General features: G+C 65.6%; 16 protein-coding genes. 11 read left to right on the top strand and 5 right to left on the bottom strand.

Annotated elements, in window-relative coordinates; genetic code table 11:
• Window positions 1-107: 107 nt before the first annotated feature.
• The 3 genes from AC5Y7E_RS00985 to AC5Y7E_RS00975 form a co-directional block, all read right to left on the bottom strand.
• The gene (locus tag AC5Y7E_RS00985; RefSeq protein WP_499917456.1) at window positions 108-410 is read right to left on the bottom strand and encodes a hypothetical protein; all 303 of its coding nucleotides are present in this window, start codon (window positions 408-410) and stop codon (window positions 108-110) included.
• Window positions 411-418: 8 nt separating this feature from the next.
• The gene (locus tag AC5Y7E_RS00980) at window positions 419-661 is read right to left on the bottom strand and encodes a hypothetical protein (RefSeq protein WP_499947540.1); all 243 of its coding nucleotides are present in this window, start codon (window positions 659-661) and stop codon (window positions 419-421) included.
• A 119-nt stretch (window positions 662-780) separates the two neighbouring features.
• Window positions 781-2,262 carry a putative alpha/beta hydrolase gene (locus AC5Y7E_RS00975; protein ID WP_499947196.1) on the bottom strand — a complete coding sequence of 494 codons (1,482 nt, stop codon included), beginning with the start codon at window positions 2,260-2,262 and terminating at the stop codon, window positions 781-783.
• 170 nt (window positions 2,263-2,432) lie between these two features.
• Between AC5Y7E_RS00975 and AC5Y7E_RS00970 the strand changes: the two genes are divergently transcribed.
• The 11 genes from AC5Y7E_RS00970 to eccCa all read left to right on the top strand — a co-directional run bounded on the left by AC5Y7E_RS00970 (window position 2,433) and on the right by eccCa (window position 18,808).
• On the top strand, window positions 2,433-3,875 hold the full coding sequence (locus AC5Y7E_RS00970) for a CCA tRNA nucleotidyltransferase (RefSeq protein WP_499947195.1): 1,443 nt from the start codon (window positions 2,433-2,435) through the stop codon (window positions 3,873-3,875).
• Window positions 3,876-3,899: 24 nt separating this feature from the next.
• A complete protein-coding gene (locus tag AC5Y7E_RS00965) occupies window positions 3,900-4,406 on the top strand; it encodes a pullulanase (protein WP_499947194.1) in 507 nt (168 codons plus the stop codon).
• Window positions 4,407-4,433: 27 nt separating this feature from the next.
• Window positions 4,434-6,413, top strand: coding sequence for a putative alpha/beta hydrolase (locus tag AC5Y7E_RS00960; protein ID WP_499947193.1), 1,980 nt, complete (start codon window positions 4,434-4,436; stop codon window positions 6,411-6,413).
• Between the two features lie 128 nt (window positions 6,414-6,541).
• Window positions 6,542-6,871 (top strand): DUF2563 family protein, encoded by a 330-nt coding sequence (locus AC5Y7E_RS00955; RefSeq protein ID WP_499947192.1) that lies wholly within the window; start codon window positions 6,542-6,544, stop codon window positions 6,869-6,871.
• 609 nt (window positions 6,872-7,480) lie between these two features.
• Complete coding sequence (locus AC5Y7E_RS00950) at window positions 7,481-8,044, top strand: hypothetical protein (RefSeq protein WP_499947191.1); 564 nt, start codon at window positions 7,481-7,483, stop codon at window positions 8,042-8,044.
• A 411-nt stretch (window positions 8,045-8,455) separates the two neighbouring features.
• Window positions 8,456-8,809 carry a hypothetical protein gene (locus AC5Y7E_RS00945; protein WP_499947190.1) on the top strand — a complete coding sequence of 118 codons (354 nt, stop codon included), beginning with the start codon at window positions 8,456-8,458 and terminating at the stop codon, window positions 8,807-8,809.
• A gap of 1,489 nt (window positions 8,810-10,298) precedes the next feature.
• Window positions 10,299-10,946, top strand: a complete 648-nt coding sequence (locus tag AC5Y7E_RS00940; protein ID WP_499947189.1) for a DUF5631 domain-containing protein — start codon at window positions 10,299-10,301, stop codon at window positions 10,944-10,946.
• Window positions 10,947-11,128: 182 nt separating this feature from the next.
• Complete coding sequence (locus AC5Y7E_RS00935; protein ID WP_499917676.1) at window positions 11,129-11,974, top strand: hypothetical protein; 846 nt, start codon at window positions 11,129-11,131, stop codon at window positions 11,972-11,974.
• A 289-nt stretch (window positions 11,975-12,263) separates the two neighbouring features.
• The gene (locus AC5Y7E_RS00930; RefSeq protein ID WP_499947188.1) at window positions 12,264-13,100 is read left to right on the top strand and encodes a transglycosylase SLT domain-containing protein; all 837 of its coding nucleotides are present in this window, start codon (window positions 12,264-12,266) and stop codon (window positions 13,098-13,100) included.
• A gap of 2 nt (window positions 13,101-13,102) precedes the next feature.
• Window positions 13,103-14,590, top strand: a complete 1,488-nt coding sequence (gene eccB, locus AC5Y7E_RS00925; protein WP_499917464.1) for a type VII secretion protein EccB — start codon at window positions 13,103-13,105, stop codon at window positions 14,588-14,590.
• Between the two features lie 3 nt (window positions 14,591-14,593).
• Window positions 14,594-18,808, top strand: coding sequence for a type VII secretion protein EccCa (eccCa, locus tag AC5Y7E_RS00920; protein WP_499917465.1), 4,215 nt, complete (start codon window positions 14,594-14,596; stop codon window positions 18,806-18,808).
• On the opposite strand, the gene AC5Y7E_RS00915 is transcribed toward eccCa, so the two are convergent.
• The gene (locus AC5Y7E_RS00915; RefSeq protein WP_499947187.1) at window positions 18,789-21,644 is read right to left on the bottom strand and encodes an MMPL/RND family transporter; all 2,856 of its coding nucleotides are present in this window, start codon (window positions 21,642-21,644) and stop codon (window positions 18,789-18,791) included. The two genes, eccCa and AC5Y7E_RS00915, sit on opposite strands and share 20 nt — an antisense overlap.
• On the bottom strand, window positions 21,637-22,017 hold the full coding sequence (locus AC5Y7E_RS00910; RefSeq protein ID WP_499917467.1) for a hypothetical protein: 381 nt from the start codon (window positions 22,015-22,017) through the stop codon (window positions 21,637-21,639). The genes AC5Y7E_RS00915 and AC5Y7E_RS00910 overlap by 8 nt, the downstream gene beginning before the upstream one ends.
• Between the last annotated feature and the right edge of the window lie 122 nt (window positions 22,018-22,139).

Raw genomic sequence — 22,139 nt, 5'->3', positions numbered from 1 at the left:
TAGTAGCTGGCACGGCATATTCTCCTGGAGATGCTCGCCGCGGGCTGAGTGCGCGAGGTCACGGCGGAAGGCGTGCGTCTCGTCCAGTTCCCAGTCCTGGGTTTCGGTCAGATGGGGCCTATCGCGTGGGCGATAGCCCACACAGCGCCAAAGATAAGTAGCGAGAGCGGCCCGGAGAGGCTGCCGATGAGCATGCCGCGCCCGATCTGACCAGTTGTTCCCGGAGCCTGCATGACCACAGCTGAGATCGCCATGTAAATCAATACGACCGGCAGCACGAAGACGATTGAATACGGCATGAAAAGCCACGTGGTGAACTCGACGATGAGAACGTGAAGAATTGCAACCACGAAAGCGACCGGGCCATAACGCGGTTTCGATACCTGGACCATCGATTCGTCGGCCAACACAAGACCTTTCAGCGCAAGATTAGATAGGCGTAGACAATCCCACCGATAAGCACAGTGGCGGACGATCCCGCAATGCTAAGCGCAAGACCGTGATTGCGCGGCGACGACGACCTCAGGAACGCGACGCTGACTAGCAGCGCTGTCACGGCCGTAACGCCGGTCGAAGCCAGCATCCATGCTCGCTCACCGGCGTACGCACTGTGCGTTTCGAACGGCCACTTGCCCAGCAGCCACATCGTGGCAAGCAGCAATCCCAAGACGATCTGCACGACGACTGGCGCCGACAATGTCGCCACGCGCCATGCGCCTGAGTCCAGCTCACGAACTCGAAGTAAAGACCGCATCTTCTGTTGCTTTCAATAATCCATGGTCATGCGGGAACCGCAGTTCCGGTGGGCAAGGGAGGCACCGACGGTATGTCGGTAACCGGGCCAAAGTCAGTCGCAGGCAAAGGAGCCGGCACATCGTATTTCGTGTTCCAGCCACCTGTGTCGAACGGTGCGAACGCCTTTCCGCCGAGGGGGCCGACGTCGTGATGGCCGGGCAGATTGAACGCCGGCCCCCAGGATCGGCCGGATTTGGCGGGGTCGATCAGTACTGTGCGGGTGCCGCCGTTGGGCATGTCCTGATACACCTCCAAGGACGGATAGTCGGTGCGCGTTCCGTTAACCTGCACACCTCCTGGCCCGGGCGAGAAAACGAGGTCGCCGTTGACCGTTACTGTATGGCCCGCGAACGGGCCCGTGGGATCTCCGGTGATTACAGGAGCAAAAGGGTTGCCCGCGTCGTATTTGATCCGAACGGATCCATCTGGAAGTTGCGTCACGCTGCCTTTGGGTATGCCGACCTTCACCCGGCCGGGCCCGCCGGTGGAATTCTCCTCGACGGAAGGATTCTGCCGTAACACGACGATGCCGTTCTCGTAGTCGATGTATGTGGTGACCTTGGTGTCTTCCGGGTCGAAGTTTGCATTAGGTCCTCGGTTGTTCCCAAGGTCTCGCTTCCATGGCGGAAAGCTGGTCACGTCGCGTTGTTCGATCCACTGCGAGACACGGACCACTCCCTGCCCGGGTACGGGGCGGATCCTGACCACACGGATCTCCGATTTGGCGCCGTTGAACTTGGGGTCATACGTCTGCGAATCCAGCGCGGCCGCAGTCTCCCAGTCGGCGTCCGACGTCGGTTCACGGCCAAAGACCTGTTTGAAGGCCTCAATCTGGTTATGACGACGCTGATCCTGCGAGGGCGATTCCGGAACATCGCCGTCAAGTGCCTGGATCGGCGGGTCGTACCCGTCCTGCTTACGCAGGTTGGCCATCGAAGCGTGCAGCTGATGAGAATATTGATCGCGAATTCGCGTCAGATTGCTTACCGACGCCTTGGTGTCATCGATCGCGTGCTTCTCGAGTCCGTCGATGTAGTGATCCAGCAACTGCCTCTCCGAAGCCGTCAACTGAGCGTTCTTCTCCAGCTCCACCGCCTCGCCGATTTGATCGTCGAGATCTTGCAGCGCTCCTTCAAGCGACGAAATCTCGCCCTTTCCGGACCGCTGAGCCTCGGCCAGGGAGGCCGCGACGTTCTCCAGATCCGCGCCGATCCTGGGCAACTGAGCTGCTTGTACCCCGAGCGCGTTCGTGGCCCGCCGTACCTCGGCCGAGTCGTTGATCGGGTTCTCGCCGTTCTCGCGTGTCCAGGCTTTGTCGAAGCGACTCCGCGCCAGGTTGAATGCGGCTTCCGCTTCGCCTGTGGATCGCCCCGCGTCATGAAACGCTTTTGCGAGATTCGAGATCTGGGCCGGCCGCCCGCTCTGCAATGTGGCATTGATCTTCCACGGGTCTCCGCCCGCGAACATGATCAGTGCGCCCTTGCTTATGTATCGGAGATGCACCGCATCGTCCCGCCGCCAACCCTTCTTGTCGCACGTAACGGTACTGACGCGCCACGCCGGGTCAATTCACCCTTGGTGACGTGCGAGGCTCCTCACACGGGCTTTTCGCGAGCGGCCGACTAGGCTGATCGAACGTGCCAGACGCCGCCCAGGATGCCGACCTGCTGACCGCCGCCGCGGTCGCCCTGAATCGGCATGCGCCCATGCTGGCCGAGCTCGGCTCCGCTTTCGCCGCCGCCGGCCACGAGCTCTACCTCGTCGGCGGTTCTGTACGAGACGCGTTGTTGGGCAGGTTGAGTCCCGACCTGGACTTCACCACCGACGCACGCCCCGAGCAGGTGCAACAGATCCTGCGTCGGTGGGCCGACAACATATGGGACACCGGGATCGAATTCGGGACCGTTGGTGTCGGTAAGGGCGAGCACCGCCTGGAGATCACCACTTTTCGCGCCGACACCTACGACCAGGTGTCCCGGAATCCCGAGGTGCGATTCGGCGACCGCCTGGAGGACGATCTGGTGCGGCGCGATTTCACGGCCAACGCGATGGCCGTGCGGATCTCGCCAGAGGGGCCGGGCGAATTCCTGGATCCGCTGGGCGGTTTGGCGGCGCTGCGCGCGCGGGTGCTGGACACGCCTGCCGCGCCAGAGGTGTCCTTCGGCGACGACCCATTGCGGATGTTGCGCGCGGCGCGGTTCGTCTCACAGCTCGGCTTCGGCGTTGCACCGCGAGTGCGAGAGGCGATCGATCAGATGGCCCCGCAGCTGGCGCGGATCAGCGCCGAACGAGTAGCCACCGAACTGGACAAACTGGTGCTCGGCGACGACCCAACGGCCGGCATCGATCTGCTGGTGCAGACCGGCATGGGTGAGGTGGTGCTGCCCGAGGTCGGCGGCATGCGGATGGCCATCGATGAACATCACCAACACAAGGACGTCTACGAGCACTCGTTGACGGTGTTGCGCCAGGCGATCGCCTTGGAGGACGAGGGTCCGGACTTGGTACTGCGTTGGGCCGCACTGCTGCACGACATCGGCAAGCCCGCGACTCGGCGCCACGAAGCCAACGGCGGCGTCAGTTTTCATCACCATGAAGTCGTCGGCGCCAAGATGGTGCGAAAGCGCTTGCGGGCGTTGAAGTATTCCAAGCAGATGGTCGAGGACGTCTCGCAACTGGTGTATCTGCATCTGCGGTTTCACGGCTACGGCGACGGGAAGTGGACCGATTCCGCGGTGCGCCGCTACGTCACCGACGCCGGCCCGCTGCTACCCCGACTGCACAAGCTGGTGCGAGCCGATTGCACGACCCGCAACAAGCGCCGCGCCGCGCGGCTGCAGGCCAGCTACGACCGGCTCGAGACGCGGATCGCCGAGCTGGCCGCCCAGGAGGATCTGGCCCGGGTACGCCCCGACTTGGACGGCAACCAGATCATGGAGTTGCTCGGCATCCCGGCCGGCCCCCAGGTCGGCGAGGCATGGCGGTTCTTAAAGGAGCTCCGGTTGGAGCGCGGACCGCTGGACAACGACGAGGCGACCGCAGAGTTGTTGGCGTGGTGGAAGTCTCGGGGGAACGAGTAGCGGCAGCCACGCGTCCGAATATGCATGGACTACTGCATGGCTGGTGATAACGGCGCCGCCTTCTGGCACGGGCAACCCGACCTCGATCTGGACCACGACGGGCGCTTCGAATCGATCGGACTGGATTTCGACCACGACGGATTGCGCGACGACGCCCTCGCCGATCTCGACGGCGACGGCATCGTGGATCACGCTGTGCTGGATATCGACAACGACGGTACCCCCGAGGCGTACTTCACCGACGACGGATCCGGGACATGGGCGGTGGCCATGGACCGAGGCGGCCAGCTGCGCTGGTTCGGCCTCGATGGTGTCGAACACACCGGCGGCCCCCTGGTCGACTTCGACGCGCACGGGCGTGCCGACGCCCGCCTCGTCGATACCGATGGCAACGGGTTGGCGGACCGCGTCTTGCGTTCCGACGAAAACGGCGTGACCGGCTATGTCGACACCGACGGGGACGGCAAATGGAATGTGCGGCTGACCGATTCGGATGGCGACGGCCTCGCCGACGGTGCGAGTTCGCTCTGAGGGTGGCGCTGGCCTAGCGACGGCGCGATGTTATTGCGCCACATAAGCATTCCATTTCTCGTCGCCGAAGCCGGCGGAGATCCCTGGTCGACCGATGCCAGCGTGCAAGCGGGCCGCCCAGCACAGATCTCGTCGTTGGCGCGGGCGTTCCGCGACGCCGGAGCGAGCACGTCTGAGGCGGTCGTTGCCTTCGAGGCCGCTCGCCGTCGCTTCGAAGCGTCGTGGAACCGCCAGAACAACGAGCATCCGATCAACGACGCCGATGAGGTAGAACGCGTGACCCGGTCGTTGGGTCTGCAGGCCGAGCGATTGCCCATGATCGCAGTCGAATTGGAGACTATTGCCGCAGCGTTGGCCGAGGCTCAGCGAGCCTCCGCGTGGTACCTCGCCGCACTGGAGTACGACCTGGAAGTCATCGACGACGAGCTCTGCGAGGCCCTCGCAGACAACGACCACTGCGCGGCCGACGATCTGCGCGGTGAGGCGGTTACCGAAACGAAAGCGATAGTGCTGGTACTCCGGCAGGTTCGCGATCGGTATTCGGTCAACCTTACGGCTGCGTTAGGGGATCTCCGCGTCGAGGGGGTCGACCCGGCAGACATTCAAGGCGTCGACGAACTATCGATTCCGTCGGCGGGCAGCAGCTCAGAGGAGGGCAGGCGATGGTGGGAGTCGTTGAGTGCCAACCAAAAGCGACTGCTGATAGACCAGCACCCGCGCGAGTTAGGCAACATGAACGGCATACCGGCCGACGTGCGCGACGCGGTGAACCAGGCGGCGATGAAAGACGACCTGCGCAAGGTTGAAGACGCCGCCCATCAGCGCGGGCTGGTGCCCTCGGCGCTCCGCGAGGACGCGCTCAACAACCGGAAGTCGGATGTGTTCACCGACCCCGGTGATTACGGGTTGTGCGCCACCGACATTTCGCGATACCAGAACGCGGTGAAGACGAACGACTTTCTCGAGCGCGACAAAAGGTCCGATCTGCCGGAGGGGCACCCGGTCATGCAGTGGGCCTACGACCCGCTGGCTTTCAACGGCAAGGGCAGGGCGGCCGTCGCGATCGGCAACCCGGACAAGTCTCGTAACACGGCGGTCATCGTCCCGGGCACCAACAGCAGCGTGCGGGGAGGGTGGATGTCCGACGGGACTGACGACGCGATCAACCTTTACGTACAGTCAATGAAAGCCGACCCCAGCCACTCGACGGCGGTGCTGGCCTGGATGGGTTACGACGCACCCGAATTCGGCCAACCGCATTGGCAGCAGGCCATCACCGATCCCGCGGAATTGGAGCAGGTTGGCACCCCGTGGCGGGCGAGGCAAGCAGGGGCGCTGCTGGCCGCGGATGTCAACGGCCTGGCCGCGACACATGAGTCGTCGTTCCCGTCGCACGTGACGGTTCTTGGACATTCCTACGGTGCCACCACCGTTGCCGATGCGTTTGCGAACAGCGGCATGCGCGCCAACGATGCTGTGCTAACCGGTTGCCCAGGAACCGATTTGGCGCATCGCGCCGCGGACTTCTTACTCAACGGCGGCAGACTGTATGTGGGCGCCGCGTCGACCGATGCGATCAGCTGGATCGGTGAGACGGGCGGCGGCCTCCCGAACGGACTGAACGAGACGCTAGGCGGGCCGGTGGGACCGTTGGCAGGGCTGGGCAGCGACCCGGCGCACGCGGGATTTGGGGCGGTGCGGTTCCGTGCCGAAGTCGCGGGCTCGCACAGCGTCATGCCCTGGTTCACCGACCATTCGCGCTATTACGACGTGGGCAGCGAATCGCTGCACAACATCACCGAGATCGTCGTCGGGCACGGCGATCGGCTGGCCGGCGAGGGCATGCTGGCGCCGGACCGGGCCGCAGCGCGCATCGCCCTTCCTTTCCAGTTACACACCCCCTTGGGCACGGTTTCGCTGCCGCATGTCGAAATCCAGGTGCCCGTGACTGTCGATCCGGAATGGGATCGGCCCGCGCGATCGGTCACCAATGACCATGGTTTCTAGGGGTCCTCGTGCTGGCGGCTCCGCCTGGTCCGTGGGTGAATTGACCACCCCCGAAGGCGCATTTAGCCTGATCGAAAGGTGTACGCGGCGTCGAGACCGTTTATCGGATCAGATCGGAAGGAGTGCCAGTGTTCGTCGATACGGATCTTTTGCATTCCGGAGGCAATCAGTCCCACCGCGCAGGAGGGCACGCCCAGGACGGGGCGGATCAGTTGGCTGGCGGAACCGTGGCAGCGGGGATGTTCGGTGACTTCGCGGCGGCCGACGCCTTTCACGGCGCGGTCTCGGCCGCGCACGGTCAGCATGTGAAAACCCTGCAGGCCCACAGTGAGACGCTCACGGGTGTCGGCACCAAGGCACATCACGCGGCCAAGGGGTTCACCAACATGGACGACAACAACGCCGACGACATGAAGGCGTTGCGACCGAGTTCTGGTCCCCCTGTACAGAGCGTTTAAAGAGTGCCGTGACGGAGGACCCAGCTTCGCTTCTGGGTGAGGGTTCGCGACCCAACGCCGCGGCCAAGTTCGCGGATGTGGCCCCCGATCACTTTGGGTGCGATTGTCTTGACTTCAGCCTCGACCGCAGCAGCTGTCGTTGCGCTGAGGGCGGCCACGTCGCGGTCGTCGGGTGGGAGTCAGGCACCCACGGTACCTACAGCGTCGCGGAACCATTTGCGGCGCAGCAGGAGTTGTGTGACGCGTACAAGCTCGCCGGGCGTCGGTCGAGATCGACACGAGCGGAGCCGTAAGGGCTGTGGCTCGCGTCGCACTTGTGAACGGACCGCGCATGCTCGACGAGCAGTTGCCAACGGACCGGCTCTGAACGCCAAAGATCTAATGCACCTCGCGCACCGGCAAAGGCCTAACGCAAATTGGATGCGCTTGGCAGCTTCCTACAGGTACCGACTACCGGACCGCGCTCGATGACATTGTCGCCGAGGACGCGGTCATCAGGCAGTGATGCGGGGGGAGGTGGCGTCTGACCCGCGGCTGCACTATTTTGCGGATTGCGTACACAATCGTCGATATGCCATTTGGCGCGCCGTCCATAGATGAGGAGGATGCATGGTGGGGGATTTGCCTCCAGCTCCAGGGGAGGGGCCGACCACCGGCCCACCGCCAAGCCCAACGCCTTGGGCGGCAACCTTTCCCACGCAGCCGCCGCCACGCCCTCGGACATGGCCGGCGATCGCCCTAGCCGCATTTGCCGTCCTACTGGGTGTTGCGGCCCTGGTTGTCGCGTTGACACGACCTACGAGCAGTCAGTCAGTTGCATCATCAACCACGTCGACGACAGCGCCGTATAGCGCGGACCAGACTGCGGCTGCACATCAAAAGTTGTGTGACGCCTACAAGCTCGCCGCGCGTGCCGTGCAAATAGAGACGAACGGCAACAGCGCGGAGCGTGCAGGGATTGCAACTGTCAACGGGGCGGTGCTTATCGAACAAGCATTAAGCGCTACCCCAGCGTTATCGGCCGATGACCGGGCAACTGCTGCTGCTTTGGCCGGGGCATACAGCAATGCTGCGGCCGTGGCTAGCCTGGGCGATCCTGCAGCGTGGCAGTCGACCATAACTGATGTGAACGCCAAGGATGCCGCGATGAAAAAGGTATGTGGTATCGGATGAACTTGTCGTCGTAGCGCTTTCCTCACGATCGGTGGGCCCGCATGCCTCTGAAGCGCTTAAGGACGCGTAAAGAGGCTGCGAGGTGAGGAAAATTCGCGGTGTGCGCGGTGAATTGCTTGGCTTCCGGTTGCCTGCTCCACTATTGATGGGGAGTGAAGGAAGCGTATTCGTTTTGCATGGTGGCGCATGCGTGCTTGTCGATTAGAGGAGGACATGGTGGGAGACCTGCCTTCAGGCCATGGTGAAGGGCCATCTGCCCCGCCGCCCGCCGGAAGTTGGCCGCCACCGCATTTCCCGCAGCCAGCATCTCATGCACGCCCATGGTTGCCGATCGCGGTAGTCGGGACCGCAGCAATAGCTGTGGCTGCGTTAGTCGTAGCACTAATACGACCGACAACCTCGCAACCGTCGGTGACCACCACCACGACGCGCACCCCTACGCCCGCTGAGACCGCCGCCGCGCAGCAGCGACTTTGCGAGACCTATAGGGTGGCGGCGCGGGCCGTGCAAGTTGACACGAACGGCAGCGATAAGGCGTTCGCACGCATCGCGCTTACCAATTCCGCCGTGTTGCTTTACAACGTTTCTAACGACCCAGCTCTAGACGAGCAGCATCGGAGCGCTGCCCAGGCTCTAGCTACGGCATACCTGACAGACACGGCGAAAAGTAGCGACGGAGCTGCTACCGAGGCGGAATTTCAAGAGGCTGTCGCGGAAGTGAACGCCAAGGATGCCGCAATGAAGAAGGTATGTGGTGGCGGTTGATCTTCCGCCTGGTAAATGGTCAGCTGCGCTTGTCGGTGCGTGGTGGCCAGCGCCGTCAACGAATCTGCGCGCAGGCGCGCAACATTGGAGTCGGGCGTCTGCGGAGCAGCAAGGCTACTCGCAGCACCTCCGAAATCTTTGGACGAAGATCGCGGCCCACAACGACGGCCACACGGCCGACGATCTTATCTCCCGATATCAACAGGGCGAGAAGTTTCACTTGGATCTCGCGGAGAAGTACCGGACGAAGGCGGCGGCCTTCACTTCAGGCGCGGACGCCATCGACTATTTGCGCAGCCGTCTGGCGGAGATAGCGAATACGGGCAATAAAGAGATAGACGACATACTCGCTTCGAAAAAGCCGCCCCCCGAGCAATTAGCGGAAGTGCAAGCTGTCCAGGCGCGATGTAATGCCGATGCGGCGAATGCCAGTCGGGACGCTGTCGACAAGCTAGTGGCAGCGACGCAGAAGATCCTTGATGCCGAAGGTGCCGGTGGGGATGCGCGGAGTTGGGCGCGTGCAAATGGGTTCGATGTCGGGGAAGCGCCACTACCCAAACAAATCAGCCAGCAGGATTTGAATCCGCCGGCCACGACCGCTTTCGGTGGCAAGCAAGGCGTCGATGCACCATCGCCTGGCAACGGGCCGCCGGCCCCGGCCTTCGGGCCGAAGCAGGGCACCGGTGCACCTTTAGGCGCTGCCCCGGCCGGGCCTGCACCTGGTCAATCCGCTTTTGGCGGCGCGCAGGGAGCAACTGGAACGGCTCCAGGCGCGCCGCCAGCAGCCCCCGCAACAGGCGTCCATATGCCCACCACCGGCGGATCGGTATCACCCGCAATGCCTGGCGCCCCCAGCGCGGCGCCAGTGCCAGCTTCACCTGTCGGCATGGGGCAGGGCCTCCAACCCGGAATAGGACAAGCCTTCACATCCGGCTTAGCGACCGGCCAGTCGACAGGGCCTGGCGGGCAAGCGTTTACGGCGGGGCCGCTCCAAGCGATGGAGGCCGGCGGGCCTCAAACTCCTCCGGCGGCACCGTCGGTGACACCGACCGTGCCCAGTGCGGGAGCATTCATCCCAACGGGCACACCGGTCGACGCGCCACCACCGCCGGCGCCCGCGCCAGTAGCCACCGGAGGAGGCACACCAGTTGCGCCCGTAATGACCGCCAGCTCATGGTCGTCGCCCGCACCGACACTGGGCGGCACCTCGTCCATTCCCTCTGGTTCGCTGCCCGCCTACGGTTCCGACCTACGCCCGCCAGTGGTGGCGCCCCCGTCGGTGCCTTCTGCGCCCTCCGGTCCCGTGTCGGGTGCGCCGGTAGCGTCTTCGCCAGCATCATCCCCCTCCGCGGGCGGGGCAGGCGGACCACTTATGTCTCCTGTGGAACGGACGGCCTCCGGGGCGGCCGCAGGCCCGGCCGGCGCGGGGTCATCCACGATGGTTGGCGCATCGGCAGCTTCAGCGGCGACGGGCGCGACCGCTGGCACCGTGTCCGCAAGGACGGCCGAGCAGCAGCGGTTACAGAGGCTGGTCGACGCGGTCGCGCGCCAGGAGCCGCGGCTGTCGTGGGCGGCGGGACTGCGGGACGACGGCACCACGACGCTGCTGGTTACTGACCTCGCCGGCGGTTGGATTCCACCCCACGTCCGCTTGCCCGCGCACGTGACCCTGCTCGAACCCACGGCGCGGCGTCATGATGCCAATGTCGTGGATTTGCTGGGCGCCGTCACGGTCGCGGCTGCCCACCACGCCAACACCTACGTCGGCGAGCCGGGTCCCGACGAGCCCGCGCTCAGCGGTGACCGGCCAGCCCGGTCGGCTGCGCCCCAAGTCGAAGAGCTGGGGCCAACCCTGGTTGATGCCGTGCGCCGCCGGGACGGCTTGCCACGCATCGCCCAGGCCGTCGCGGCGCCGGCAGTGCGGAAAACCGGTGTTCTGGACAGCGAAAGCGGGATGTTGCGCGAATGCGCCGCAGCAATCCAGCATGCGGTGCTCGCGGCCTATCCGAATCACGACCCAGCAGTGGTGGGAGATTGGATGCTCTTGGCGGCCATTGAGGCGCTGATCGATGGCCACGAGTACCTCGCGAACTATCATTTGGCGTGGTTTGACGCGATCAGTCGTCGGAGTCACTAGAGCCGATTTACGACCTGAATACCGATTTAGCGGCGCTGTGACAAAATAGTGCGACATAAGGATGCCGTGGTGAGCGGCTCAAGCACTTGTGGGATCTGCGAATGGGGTGGAGGTGAGTTGTGGGCGGCGACCCGAAAACAAAATTCACACCCGGCTCGACGGTTGACCCAGTCCCTGTGCACCTGCCGGGTGCCGGTCCGCTTCCGCCCGGAGGCACCTCATTCGCCGACGGTTGGCAGGGGGTTTTAGGCGGAGCCGGAAACGCCGGCGTCCCCAAAGACGCTGCGGACGCAGCCGCGGCAGACGCGGATCGCCGTGCCCATGCCGCCGATGCGGAGGCCAAGTTCCCGGCCAACGAGGCAAATAGCCAGCAGGACATGCAAATGGTCCAGCAGATGCTGCAGAGCGTGACCGGTGCCATCGGTGGCGCGATCGGAGGCATCATGGGCCCGATGACGCAGCTGCCACAGCAGGCGATGCAGGCTGGTCAGAGTGCCCTTCAGCCGCTGATGAGCGCAATGCAGGGCGCCCACGGCGCGGGTCTTGCCGACAGCGCGCATCTGGTCGACAACGTCGGCAGCGGCGGTGGCTCCGGCCTGGGCGGTGGCTCGGGCTTAGGCGGCGGCGGTGGAGGCCTCGGGGGCGGCGGCACCACGCCGGCCAGCTCGCTGGGGCCACCGCCGGTGCCGACGTCGTCCCCGCCAACCACACCCGCGGGCGCGAAGGCGCCGATGATGCCGCCGACCGGTGGCATGCCCGCCATGCCCGGGCAATCCGGCATGACCGGCATGCCGATGATGCCACCGGGCGCGATGGGCGCCGGCGGCGAAGGCGGCAAGAAAGACAGCCCGGTCGAGAAGCGGGTGATGGCACCCGGCGTGCCCAACGGCCAGCCGATCAAGGGCCGTTTGACGATTCCGCCGAACGCCCCGGGCAACAAATCCGGCGAGGCAAAGCCGACCGTCGTCACCAATAGGCCCAACCGCCGGATCGTGATCATGCCGTCCGAGGACGAGCCAAAGGAATAGCCGGCGAAACATCCCAGCCCACCGGAAGGTGACTGGTCGGACGGTTCGCCCGGCAGTAAGGTCGCTACGTAATCGCGGTCGGCCGATCCCAACGCACGCACCAAGTTGGGTTGCCCGTTATTGACAGCAGAACTGTCGATACGTGCACTATTGGTAAGTCTGCAGCGACCGCGCAATGCGCGGCCAGGAGTGTGTGGGAGTACTAGCGCGAAGTGTCCGGCAAGGATGCGGCGTCAAGAGGGCGCACAGGTGAATCACGGCGGGGAAGTCGGTGACCGATCCTCTGAAAATGCAAGCGGTCACGGCGTTGTCTCGCGCCCACAATCTGTTCGCGGGCTTCACCACCGACCACGGCATCGATGATGCACAGGCCCGCGCCGCGGCGCTCACGCATCGCACCGCTGGCCTGCCCAGCGCGGCAGCTACTCGGTCGGATACCTCAAGAAAGCGGTTGACACGGTCGGCCCATGCGGACCGGATGCTGGGGCAGATCATCACCGCGGCGCGGGCCGATCACACGCACAGCCACGCTGCGACGCGAACGGTGCTCGATGCCGCCTTAACCGACACGACACCGGCCGCCGATACACCGATGGGTCGACGCGAGGCAGAAGTCCGTATGGCGGCGCGGCTGCGGACCCAACATCGCCATGTCGCCGGATCGCGCCGGCGGGCGAAGCTGCTCGCGCGCAGACTGCGACGCTTGCACTACCTTCGGGGGCGGTCGATGCACCACAGCCAGGCCAGCGGACGCCCGGCCGTGTTGGCGGCCATCCGTAAAGCCTTGGACATCAAGGGCATTCACGACCCGGCGGCGCGCGCTCGCTGGGAACGCGGCATGGATCTGGTGGCCCGCCGCGAATCCAACTACAACGCCAACGCGGTCAACGACTGGGATTCCAACGCGGCGCGGGGCACACCGAGTAAGGGCGCCTGGCAATTCATCGCGCCGACCTTCGCGGCGTATCACCAGCCGGGGACCTCGCGCGACATCCACAATCTCGTAGCGCAGGCGTGTGCGTTCATCAACTATGCGATGGGCCGCTACGGGGTGGCAGTGGACGCCGCGAATTTGGCTGATCGGATTCAGCAGGCCGATCCTCACCGAGCACCCAAGGGGTACTGAGCATGCCGCTGAGTTTGTCTAACCGCGACCAGAACTCCGGGCACCTGTTCTACAACCGGCGGCTGCGCGCGGCGACCACCCGTTTCTCGGTGCGCATGAAACACGACGACCGCAAGCAGACGGCCGCGCTGGTGTTGTCGGTACTTCTGGTGGCCATCGCGTCGGGCTGGATGCTGCTGCTGAATGTTTTGAAACCGACTGGCATCGTGGGTGATTCCGCGATCATCGGCGACCGCGATTCCGGGGCGCTCTACGCCAGGATCGACGGGCGGCTGTATCCGGTGCTGAATTTGACGTCCGCGCGGCTGGCCACTGGCACGGCGAATCAGCCGACATGGGTGAAACCGGCTGAGATAGCGAAGTATCCGACCGGGCCGCTGGTCGGTATCCCGGGTGCGCCGGCGGCCATGCCGGTTCATCGGGGGGCGACGTCGGCGTGGGCGGTGTGCGACACGGCGGGCCGACCGCGCAGCTCCGAGCGGCCGCTGGTGACTTCGATTGCCGGGCAGCTCGAGGGCTTCGACCGCGCCACACCGCTCAGTGATGACGCCGGGGTGTTGGTCACGTTCGAGGGCAACACCTATGTGATCTGGGGCGGAAAGCGCTCGCAGATCGATCCGTCGAACAGGGCGGTCACGCTGAGCCTGGGTCTGGACCCGGGAGTGACTCTGCCGGTGGAGATTTCGCGGGCCCTCCACGACGCGTTACCGGCGACCGAACCACTCGGTGTGCCCGCGGTGCCCCTGGCGGGGACGCCCTCGACGTGGGTGTCGGGCTCACAGGTCGGCGCGGTGCTGCAGGCCCAGACCGCCAGTGGCGGCAAGCAGTTCTACGTCCTGTTGCCCGACGGAGTGCAGAAGATCACCAGTTTCGTCGCCGACCTGTTGCGCAGCGCCAACTCGTACGGCTCCACGGCGCCCCGCGTCGTGGCTCCCGACGTTTTGGTCAACATCCCCGAGGTGTCCTCGCTCGCGGTGGACTACTACCCGACCAAGCGCCTGAATTTCATTGACACCGCCGCCGATCCGACCACCTGTGTCGGATGGGAGAAGGGCTCGACGGATCCGCAGGCGCGCGTTGTCGTCTACAACGGGCGCGGACTTCCCACACCGTCGTACCTGGACAACCGCATCGTTCACCTGGTGCGTGACGACCGCGACCCGGCCTCGGTGGTCGCCAACCAGGTGCTGGTGTTGCCGGGCGCGGCCAACTTCGTCACGTCGACCAGCGGCGTGGTCACCTCCGATTCCCGCGAATCGTTGTTCTGGGTCTCCGACAACGGGGTGCGGTTCGGCATCACCAATGACGACACGACGTTGCGCGCGCTCGGGCTCGATCCGGGATCGGCGGTCCAGGCCCCCTGGCCGCTGCTGCGGACCTTCGCCGCTGGCCCGGCGTTGTCAAGGGAGGCAGCGCTTTTGGCGCGGGACACCGTCCCGGCGCTCGGCAAGGTGGCTGTGGTGACGACATCGGCGAAGCCGGGAGGCTAGAGAATGTCCAAGAAAGCGTTCCCCATCAACCGCGTCAAGATCGAGCCGCCGAAACCCGTGCGGGTAGCGCCCAGCGCGCCTATCGCGCTGCCAGAACGCGAGCCGCGCAACATCTGGGTGATGATCGGGGTGCCCGCGCTGATCGTCGCGCTCATCGGCACCATCGTCATGCTCTACGTCTCGGGCGTGCGCAGCCTGACCACCGGCTTCTTCCCCCTGATGGGGATCGGCGCCTTCAGCATGCTGGCGTTCTCCGGCCGCTTCGGTCGTGCCCGCAAGATCACCTGGGGCGAAATGGAAAAGGGTCGTCGCCGCTATCTGCGTGACCTCGACGGCAACCGCGACGAGATCCAGACCGCGGTGTGTGCGCAACGCGAATGGCAGAACTCCGTGCACTCCGATCCGCGCGGGCTCGGCGCCATCATCGGCGGCCCCCGGATGTGGGAGCGCGGGCGCGGCGACGCCGACTTCCTGGAGGTGCGGCTCGGCACGGGCGTGCAGCACGCGCCGGACTCGGTGCTTTCGGTGACCTGGCCCGACATCGCCTCCGATGAGGAGCTCGAACCCGTCACCGGGCAGGCACTTCGCGATTTCATCCTGGAGCAGCGCAAGATTCGCGACATCGCCAAGGTGGTCAACCTGCGCTCGGCGCCCGGATTCAGCTTCGTCGGCGAGGATCTCGACCGGCTGCGGTCGCTGATGCGCTCGGTGCTGTGCTCCCTGGCGGTGTTCCACAACCCGCGCGACGTCAAGTTGTTGGTGGTAACCCGCAACCCCGAGGTGTGGTCGTGGATCGTCTGGCTGCCGCACAACCTGCACGACGAACTGTTCGACGCGTGCGGGTTTCGGCGCCTGATCTTCGCCACGCCCGAGGAACTCGAAGAGACCCTAGGTGCTGAGCTGCACATGAAGGGCAAGCGCGGCGCCTGGACGCCGCTGGCCGCGGCCAGCCCCACCGCGATGGGCTCGGCCCTGGAAACCGGCAGCGACACGGTCGATCTCGGCCCGCACCTGGTGATCATCGACGACAACACCGGCAGCCCCGACGCGTGGGAGAGCGTCGTCGGGCAGGTCGGCAAAGCGGGAATCACGTTGCTGCGCATCGCCTCACGCATCGGCACCGGCGTCGGCTTCGCCAATGACCAGGTTTTCGACCTCAGCGAACGGCACAGCTCACCCAACGGATCGGTCAACGGCGAAGTAGCCCTGCACCGCAACGGCTCCGACGCCGACGGCGAAGACGACCGCCCGGCGCCGCTGCTGCGGGTGCGCAACAAGTTCTTCGCCCACGCCGACCAACTGTCCGTGCACCGCGCCTACCGGTACGCGCGGGCGATGGCCCGCTGGTCGCCGACCAGCCGTAGCGAGATCGCCGACTCTGTCAGCGGCGCAACCGAACTCCTGCGGGCCCTGGGCATTAGCGACCCCCGAGACCTCGACGTCGACCGGCTGTGGGCCGAGCGGCGGGGACGCGGCGACGAGCGTTGGTGCGAGGTGCCCGTCGGCGCCAAACCCAACGGCGAGCTGCAGAACATCACCATCCGCGCCAAAGACTTCGGCGGCTTCGGGTTCCACTCCGTGGTCATCGGTACCAGTGGCTCGGGGAAGTCAGAGTTCTTCTTGTCGTTGGTCTACGGCATCGCGCTGACCCACTCCCCGGAGACGTTCAACGTCATCTTCGTCGACATGAAGTTCGAATCGGCAGCCCAGGATATTCTGGGCATTCCCCATGTGGTGGCCGCGCTGTCGAACCTCGGCAAGGACGAACGGCATTTGGCCGAGCGAATGCGCAGGGTCATCGACGGCGAGATCAAGCAACGCTACGAGCTGTTCACGTCGGTGGGCGCCCGCGACGCCAACGACTATGAAGAGATCCGGCTTGCCGGGCGCGATCTGCCCCCGGTGCCGGTCCTGCTCGTCATCGTCGACGAATATCTGGAGCTGTTCGCCAATCACGAGAAGTGGATCAATCTCATCATCCACATCGGCCAGGAGGGCCGCGGCGCGAACGTTTTCTTCATGCTGGGTGGGCAGCGGCTGGACCTGTCGTCGCTGCAAAAGGTCAAGTCCAACATCGCGTTCCGCATCGCGCTGCGCGCCGAGTCCGGTGACGACAGCCGCGAGGTGATCGGCTCGGACGCCGCCTACCACCTGCCGTCGAAGGAAAACGGCTTCGGTCTGCTCAAGGTGGGGCCGCGTGATCTCGAACCGTTCCGCTGCTTCTATCTCTCCGCCCCGTTCGTGGTGCCGAAGGCCAAGGAGGTCGCCACCACCGTCGACATGACGCTGACCAAGCCGCGGCTGTACAACTGGCAGTTCCAGCCGCTGGACGCCTCCGATGCCACCGCGCTGGAGGCGGCCGCGGCCGTCGACGCCGAACCCGACGAATTCCTCTACTACGACGACGGTTTCAAACGGAAGAAGATCGTCGACGTGCTGCGGGAGTCGCTGCACGAGGTGCCGCACCGCTCACCGCGCCGGCCGTGGCTGGAGCCGCTCGAGGAGCCCGAGTCCATCGACGCCCTGGTCGCGGGATACCGCGGCAAGCCCTGGCACGTCGACTACGGGCGCAACGCGGGGCTGATGTTCCCGGTCGGCGTCATGGACATCCCCGAAGAGTCGAAGCAGATTGTCCATGCGGTGGACGCGTTGCGCAGCAACGTGATCGTGGTGGGCGCCAAGCAGCGCGGCAAAACCACCACGCTGATGACGCTGATGTGCTCGGCCGCAACCATGTACAGCCCGTCGCGGGTGACGTTCTTCTGCATCGGCGGCGCGACCCTGGCCCAGGCCGCCTCGCTGCCCCATGTCACCGACATCGTCTCGCCGAAGGACGCTGAGGGCATCGAGCGCATTTTGAGCAGCATGGACGCGTTGATCGACGCCCGCGAGGACTCGTTCCGACGCCTCAAGATCGACCTCGACGGCTTCCGGGAACGCCGCTTCGCGCCGGGCAGTGACGGATTGGGCGGCACCGACGCCAACGACCCGTTCGGAGATGTCTTCGTGGTGGTCGATGACTACGACGACCTGTACTCGAAAGACACTGTGCTGGGCGACCGCATCATCTCGCTGAGCAGCCGCGGCCCCGAATACGGCGTGCACGTGATGTGCAGCGCCGGTGGGTGGATTCACGGCCAGCGGCAGAGCCTGCTGCAAAACGCCACGGCACGAATCCAATTGCGGTTGGCCGACCCCAGCGAGAGTCAGATGGGGCACTCGTCGCTGGAGTCACGCGACGCGGCGCGGCGGACGCTGAACCGGCCCGGCTTCGGCCTGACCGACAGCCTGCACGAACTGCGGGTGGGTGTTCCGGCCCTGACCGATCCGAACACCGGCGTGGTGGTGAGCATCGTCGACGTCGGGGCCCGCATCGCGGAGGTCGCCGGAGTCACCAAGCACGCCACCCTGCAGCGTCTGCCTCAGCGGGTGGCACTGAAGGCGATTCTGGAGTACGAGGCCGCACACCCCAGCGGCGAGGACCTCTCGCTCGCGTTCGCCATCGGTGAACGTCACGAGCTGGGGCCGGTGCCCATCAAGCTGCGCGAGAGCCCCGGATTGATGATTTTGGGACGGCAAGGGTGCGGAAAAACCATGTCGCTGGTCGCCATTGGCGAGGCGATCATGAACCGATTCAGCCCCGAGGAAGCGCAGCTGACGCTGATCGACCCCAAGACCGCACCGCACGGTCTGCGCGACCTGCACGGGCCCGGCTACGTCAGCGCCTACGCCTACGACCAGGACGAGATCGACGAGGTGATCACCGCGCTCGCACAGCAGGTCCTGCTGCCCCGGCTGCCTCCGAAAGGCCTGAGCCAGGAGGAGTTACGCGCACTCAAACCGTGGGAGGGCCCGCGGCACTTCGTCCTGATCGACGACATTCAGGACTTGCGTCCGGACCAAAGTTACCCGCCCAAACCTCCGGTGGGCGCCGCGCTGTGGAAGCTGATGGAGCGTGCGCGGCAGATCGGATTACACGTCTTCACCACGCGCAACAGCGCGAACTGGGCGACGCTGCAGATGGATCCGTGGATGCGTTTCCAGAACTCGGCGAAGGTGGCGCAGCTCTATATGGACAACGACCCGCAGAACCGGATCAACCGCAACGTCCGGGCCCAGACACTGCCGCCGGGGCGCGGCCTGCTGGTCAGCGTCGACGGAGACGTCGAAGGCGTACTGGTCGGACTGCCCTCATCTGTCATACCGCCCCAGCAGTAACCAGTTGCGGCTCAGGCGTTTTCGCCGATGGCGCGACGGTGCGGCGGGGGAGCGGACTCGGCCACCAGAACCACCGGCCCAACAGCGCCATGATCGACGGCACGATGAACGCTCGCACCACCAGCGTGTCCAGTAACAATCCGACCGCGATCGTCGTACCGATCTGGGCGATGCTGAGCACGCTGCTACTCAGCAGCGCCAGCATGGTCAGCCCGAAGATGACGCCGGCAATCGTGACCACCCCTCCGGTACCGCCAAACGCGCGGATGATGCCGGTCTTCAGGCCCGCCGCCGCTTCCTGTTTGATGCGCAACGCGAGCAGCAGGTTGTAATCCGCGCCGACGGCGATCAGCGCGATGAAGGCGATCGGCGCGACGGCCCAGTGCAAGTCATGATGAAGCAGGTGCTGCCAAATCAGCACGCTGGCACCGATGGCCGAAGCGTATGAAGTGACGACGGTCCCGACGACGACCAGTCCAGCGACGGGGCTGCGCAACATCGCGGTGACGATGAGGAAGATGAGGACCAGCGCGGCACCGACCAACAGCTCGGTGTCGCCGGCCACGAAGCGCTGTAGGTCGGCGGTCACCGGGCCCACTCCAGCCAGGTCGATCTCGGTCGGGGTGAGGGTGCCCTCCTTGGTGGCCTCGTCGATGGCGGCGCGCACCTGCCCCGCCCGTTTGGCACCGTCGGCGCCCCACTCCGACCCGTCGCCGTACACCAGCAGGTAAGCCGCACGCCCGTTTTCGGAGATGAGGTGGCTAAGCGCCGTGGTGTAGCGCGGGTCGGTCAACGCCCGCTGCGGCATGTAGAAGTCCCCTGCCGCGCTGCCCTGGAACTGCGTCGCGATCTCGTTCATGTAATCGGTCAACTGGCGCAGTTGCGGACCGAGCGTATCGGACAGACTCAGCAAGTCGCGGGTGGCCGAACGGGCTTGCCCCAGGGCGTCTTTCATCGACGCCACGCTCTGCGGCAGGGTGGCCATCGCGGCGGCGGCCGTGCTCGACCCGCTGGTGAGTTTCGCCGCGCCCGAGCCCAGCCGGGTAGACGTCTGCACCAGGCTATCGACGGGCTGGAGGACACGGTCCACCGTTGAGCAAATCGGATTGGTGGCGCAGTCGGGAGTGCGCTCGACGAAGTCCCGCAGCGGGTCAAGGTAACCCGATACCGTCGTGACATTGCTCTGCAGTCCGTCCATCCCGGCCCGCATGTCTTGCGCGGCGCCGGACATGTCGGCCAATCCGGCGCTGCCACCGCGCAATCCGTTGCCCAACCCGTCGACCGCGGCTTGGGTCCGCGCCAGCGCGCTGTCCAGCTCGGAAACCCGCTTGAGCCGCTGGGTCAGCGAATCCATGGTGTCACCGAACTGACGACCGAGCACACCGGCCTGATAGGTCAACGTCGCCTGTTCGGGCACCTTGCCGTCGGGACGGCTGGCGGACTGCACTGCACGCACACCCGGTACGGCCATGACGTGGCGGGTGATCCGTTCGATGGCGATCAGCCCGGCCGGGTTGCGCAGGTCGTGGTCGGCCTGGACGGCGATGACGTCGGGCAGCAGCGCGTTGGCCGCGAAATGCCGGTCGGCGCTGGCATAGCCACGGTTGGAGTCGGTGGCCGACGGCGTGGCCGCGGGTTCGTTGAAGCCGACCCGCATGCTCACCAACGGCAGCGCGACCAGCAGGGTCAACGCCAGCGCGGTGACCAGGATCGGGCCGGGCCAGCGGGCGACGGCCGTTCCGACCCGGCGCCAGCGCCGCGCGGTTTTCGACGGCCGCGGCTCGAGATACGCGCGCCGTATCGCCAGGCTCATCAGCGCGGGCGTCAAGGTCAGCGCCGCGACCATTGTCGCCAGAATGCCGATGGCGCAGGGCAATCCTGCGCTGCGGAAAGAGCCCACCTTCGCGAAGACCAGGCACGCCAGCGCCACCGACACGGTGAGCGCCGATCCGATCACCACGGGCGCGATGGACCGGTAGGCCTGCGTCAGCGCCTGGGCCGGAGCCACGCCGCGGCGCCGGCCTTCGTGGTAGCGGCCGACCAGGAAGATCGCATAGTCGGTTCCGGCTCCCAGCGTCATGGCCGCCATGAGCGCCACGGAAAACAGCGACACCTCAACCACATTGGATTGACCGAGCGCCGCGACGACGGCGCGGGCCAGCGCCAGGGCAAGTCCGACCGAGATCAGCGGGATCGCCGCCGCGACGGGTGATCGATAGACCACCAGCAGCAACAGCAGGATGAGGCCGATGGTGGCGGCGGTGATCCCGAGCATCTGCCGATCGATCGCGGAGAATTCGTCGACGATCGTGGCTCCGGGGCCCGTGACATGGACTGCCAGACCGGTAGGCGGTGACAGCTTATGGACGGTCCCGCGCACGGCGTTGATCGAATCGCGCGCCTGCGCGGTGCCGAGCATGCCGGCCAGCCGGACCATCACGCTGACGGCCTTGCCGTCCGAACTCTGCGCGCCCGCGGCCGTGGCCGGCTGCGACCACAGGTCTGTCACCGCATACACGTGGCGCTGATCCGAGCCCAACGCCGTCGTCAGCGCGTCGTAGAACTGGCGATCCTGCGGCGTCAGCCGCTGATCGCGTTCCAGCACAACGTAAACGAAGTTGTTGCTGGGCGTCTGGTTGAACAACTGTGCGGCCCGGGCGGCGGCCGTCGCGCTCGGCGCGCTGGGCGGCATGAAGGACCGGGCATGGGAGTCCACCACCCGCTCAAGTTGTGGCACCGCCACATTGGCGATTCCCGCCGCCAGCACCCAGAGGCCGACGATAAGGACCGCGTACCGGCTGGTCCATCGCGCAAGGCTGCCCATTCGGTCATGCAACGGTCTGCCGATCACCGTTGGGCCCGCCGAACAAGCCGACGGCCACGTGCTCACCGCGCGTAAGCGAGCGCACGCGCAGCGAGCGACGAGTGCCGATCTTCACCAACGCGTGCAGCCCGGCATGGGCGGCCTCGAGATCGGCACGCACCTGTTCGGCAGGCGCGCCCTCGTAGGCGGCCTGATCCAGCTTGGCCACCAGCATGGTGATCCAGCGTTGGCCGAGCGAGAGCATCAAGCCCTCCTGGTCGCCGAACAGCTCGGACACCTCGGATGAGTTGTCGATCAACGCAAGTGCCGCCTCGGGGTCCGTCTCGGCGGCGCGTATCACCTCGGCCATGAAGGCCATGCGGTCGTGCAGCAGTGTCCATGTCATGACTGAAACGCTAGGAAAGCAGCGGCCCGCGGCGCGTCGTGCCGAAGTGCAGTCTTTGTCTCCTACCACGGGCGGAGGCGGGTGCCGCCCGCAGGAGGATGTGACGAGGCAGCCGGCTCTTC

The organism is Mycobacterium sp. NGS17 (assembly GCF_059813205.1).
Note: the sequence above shows the minus strand (reverse complement) of the source record. Positions and strands in the feature narration are given on the sequence as shown.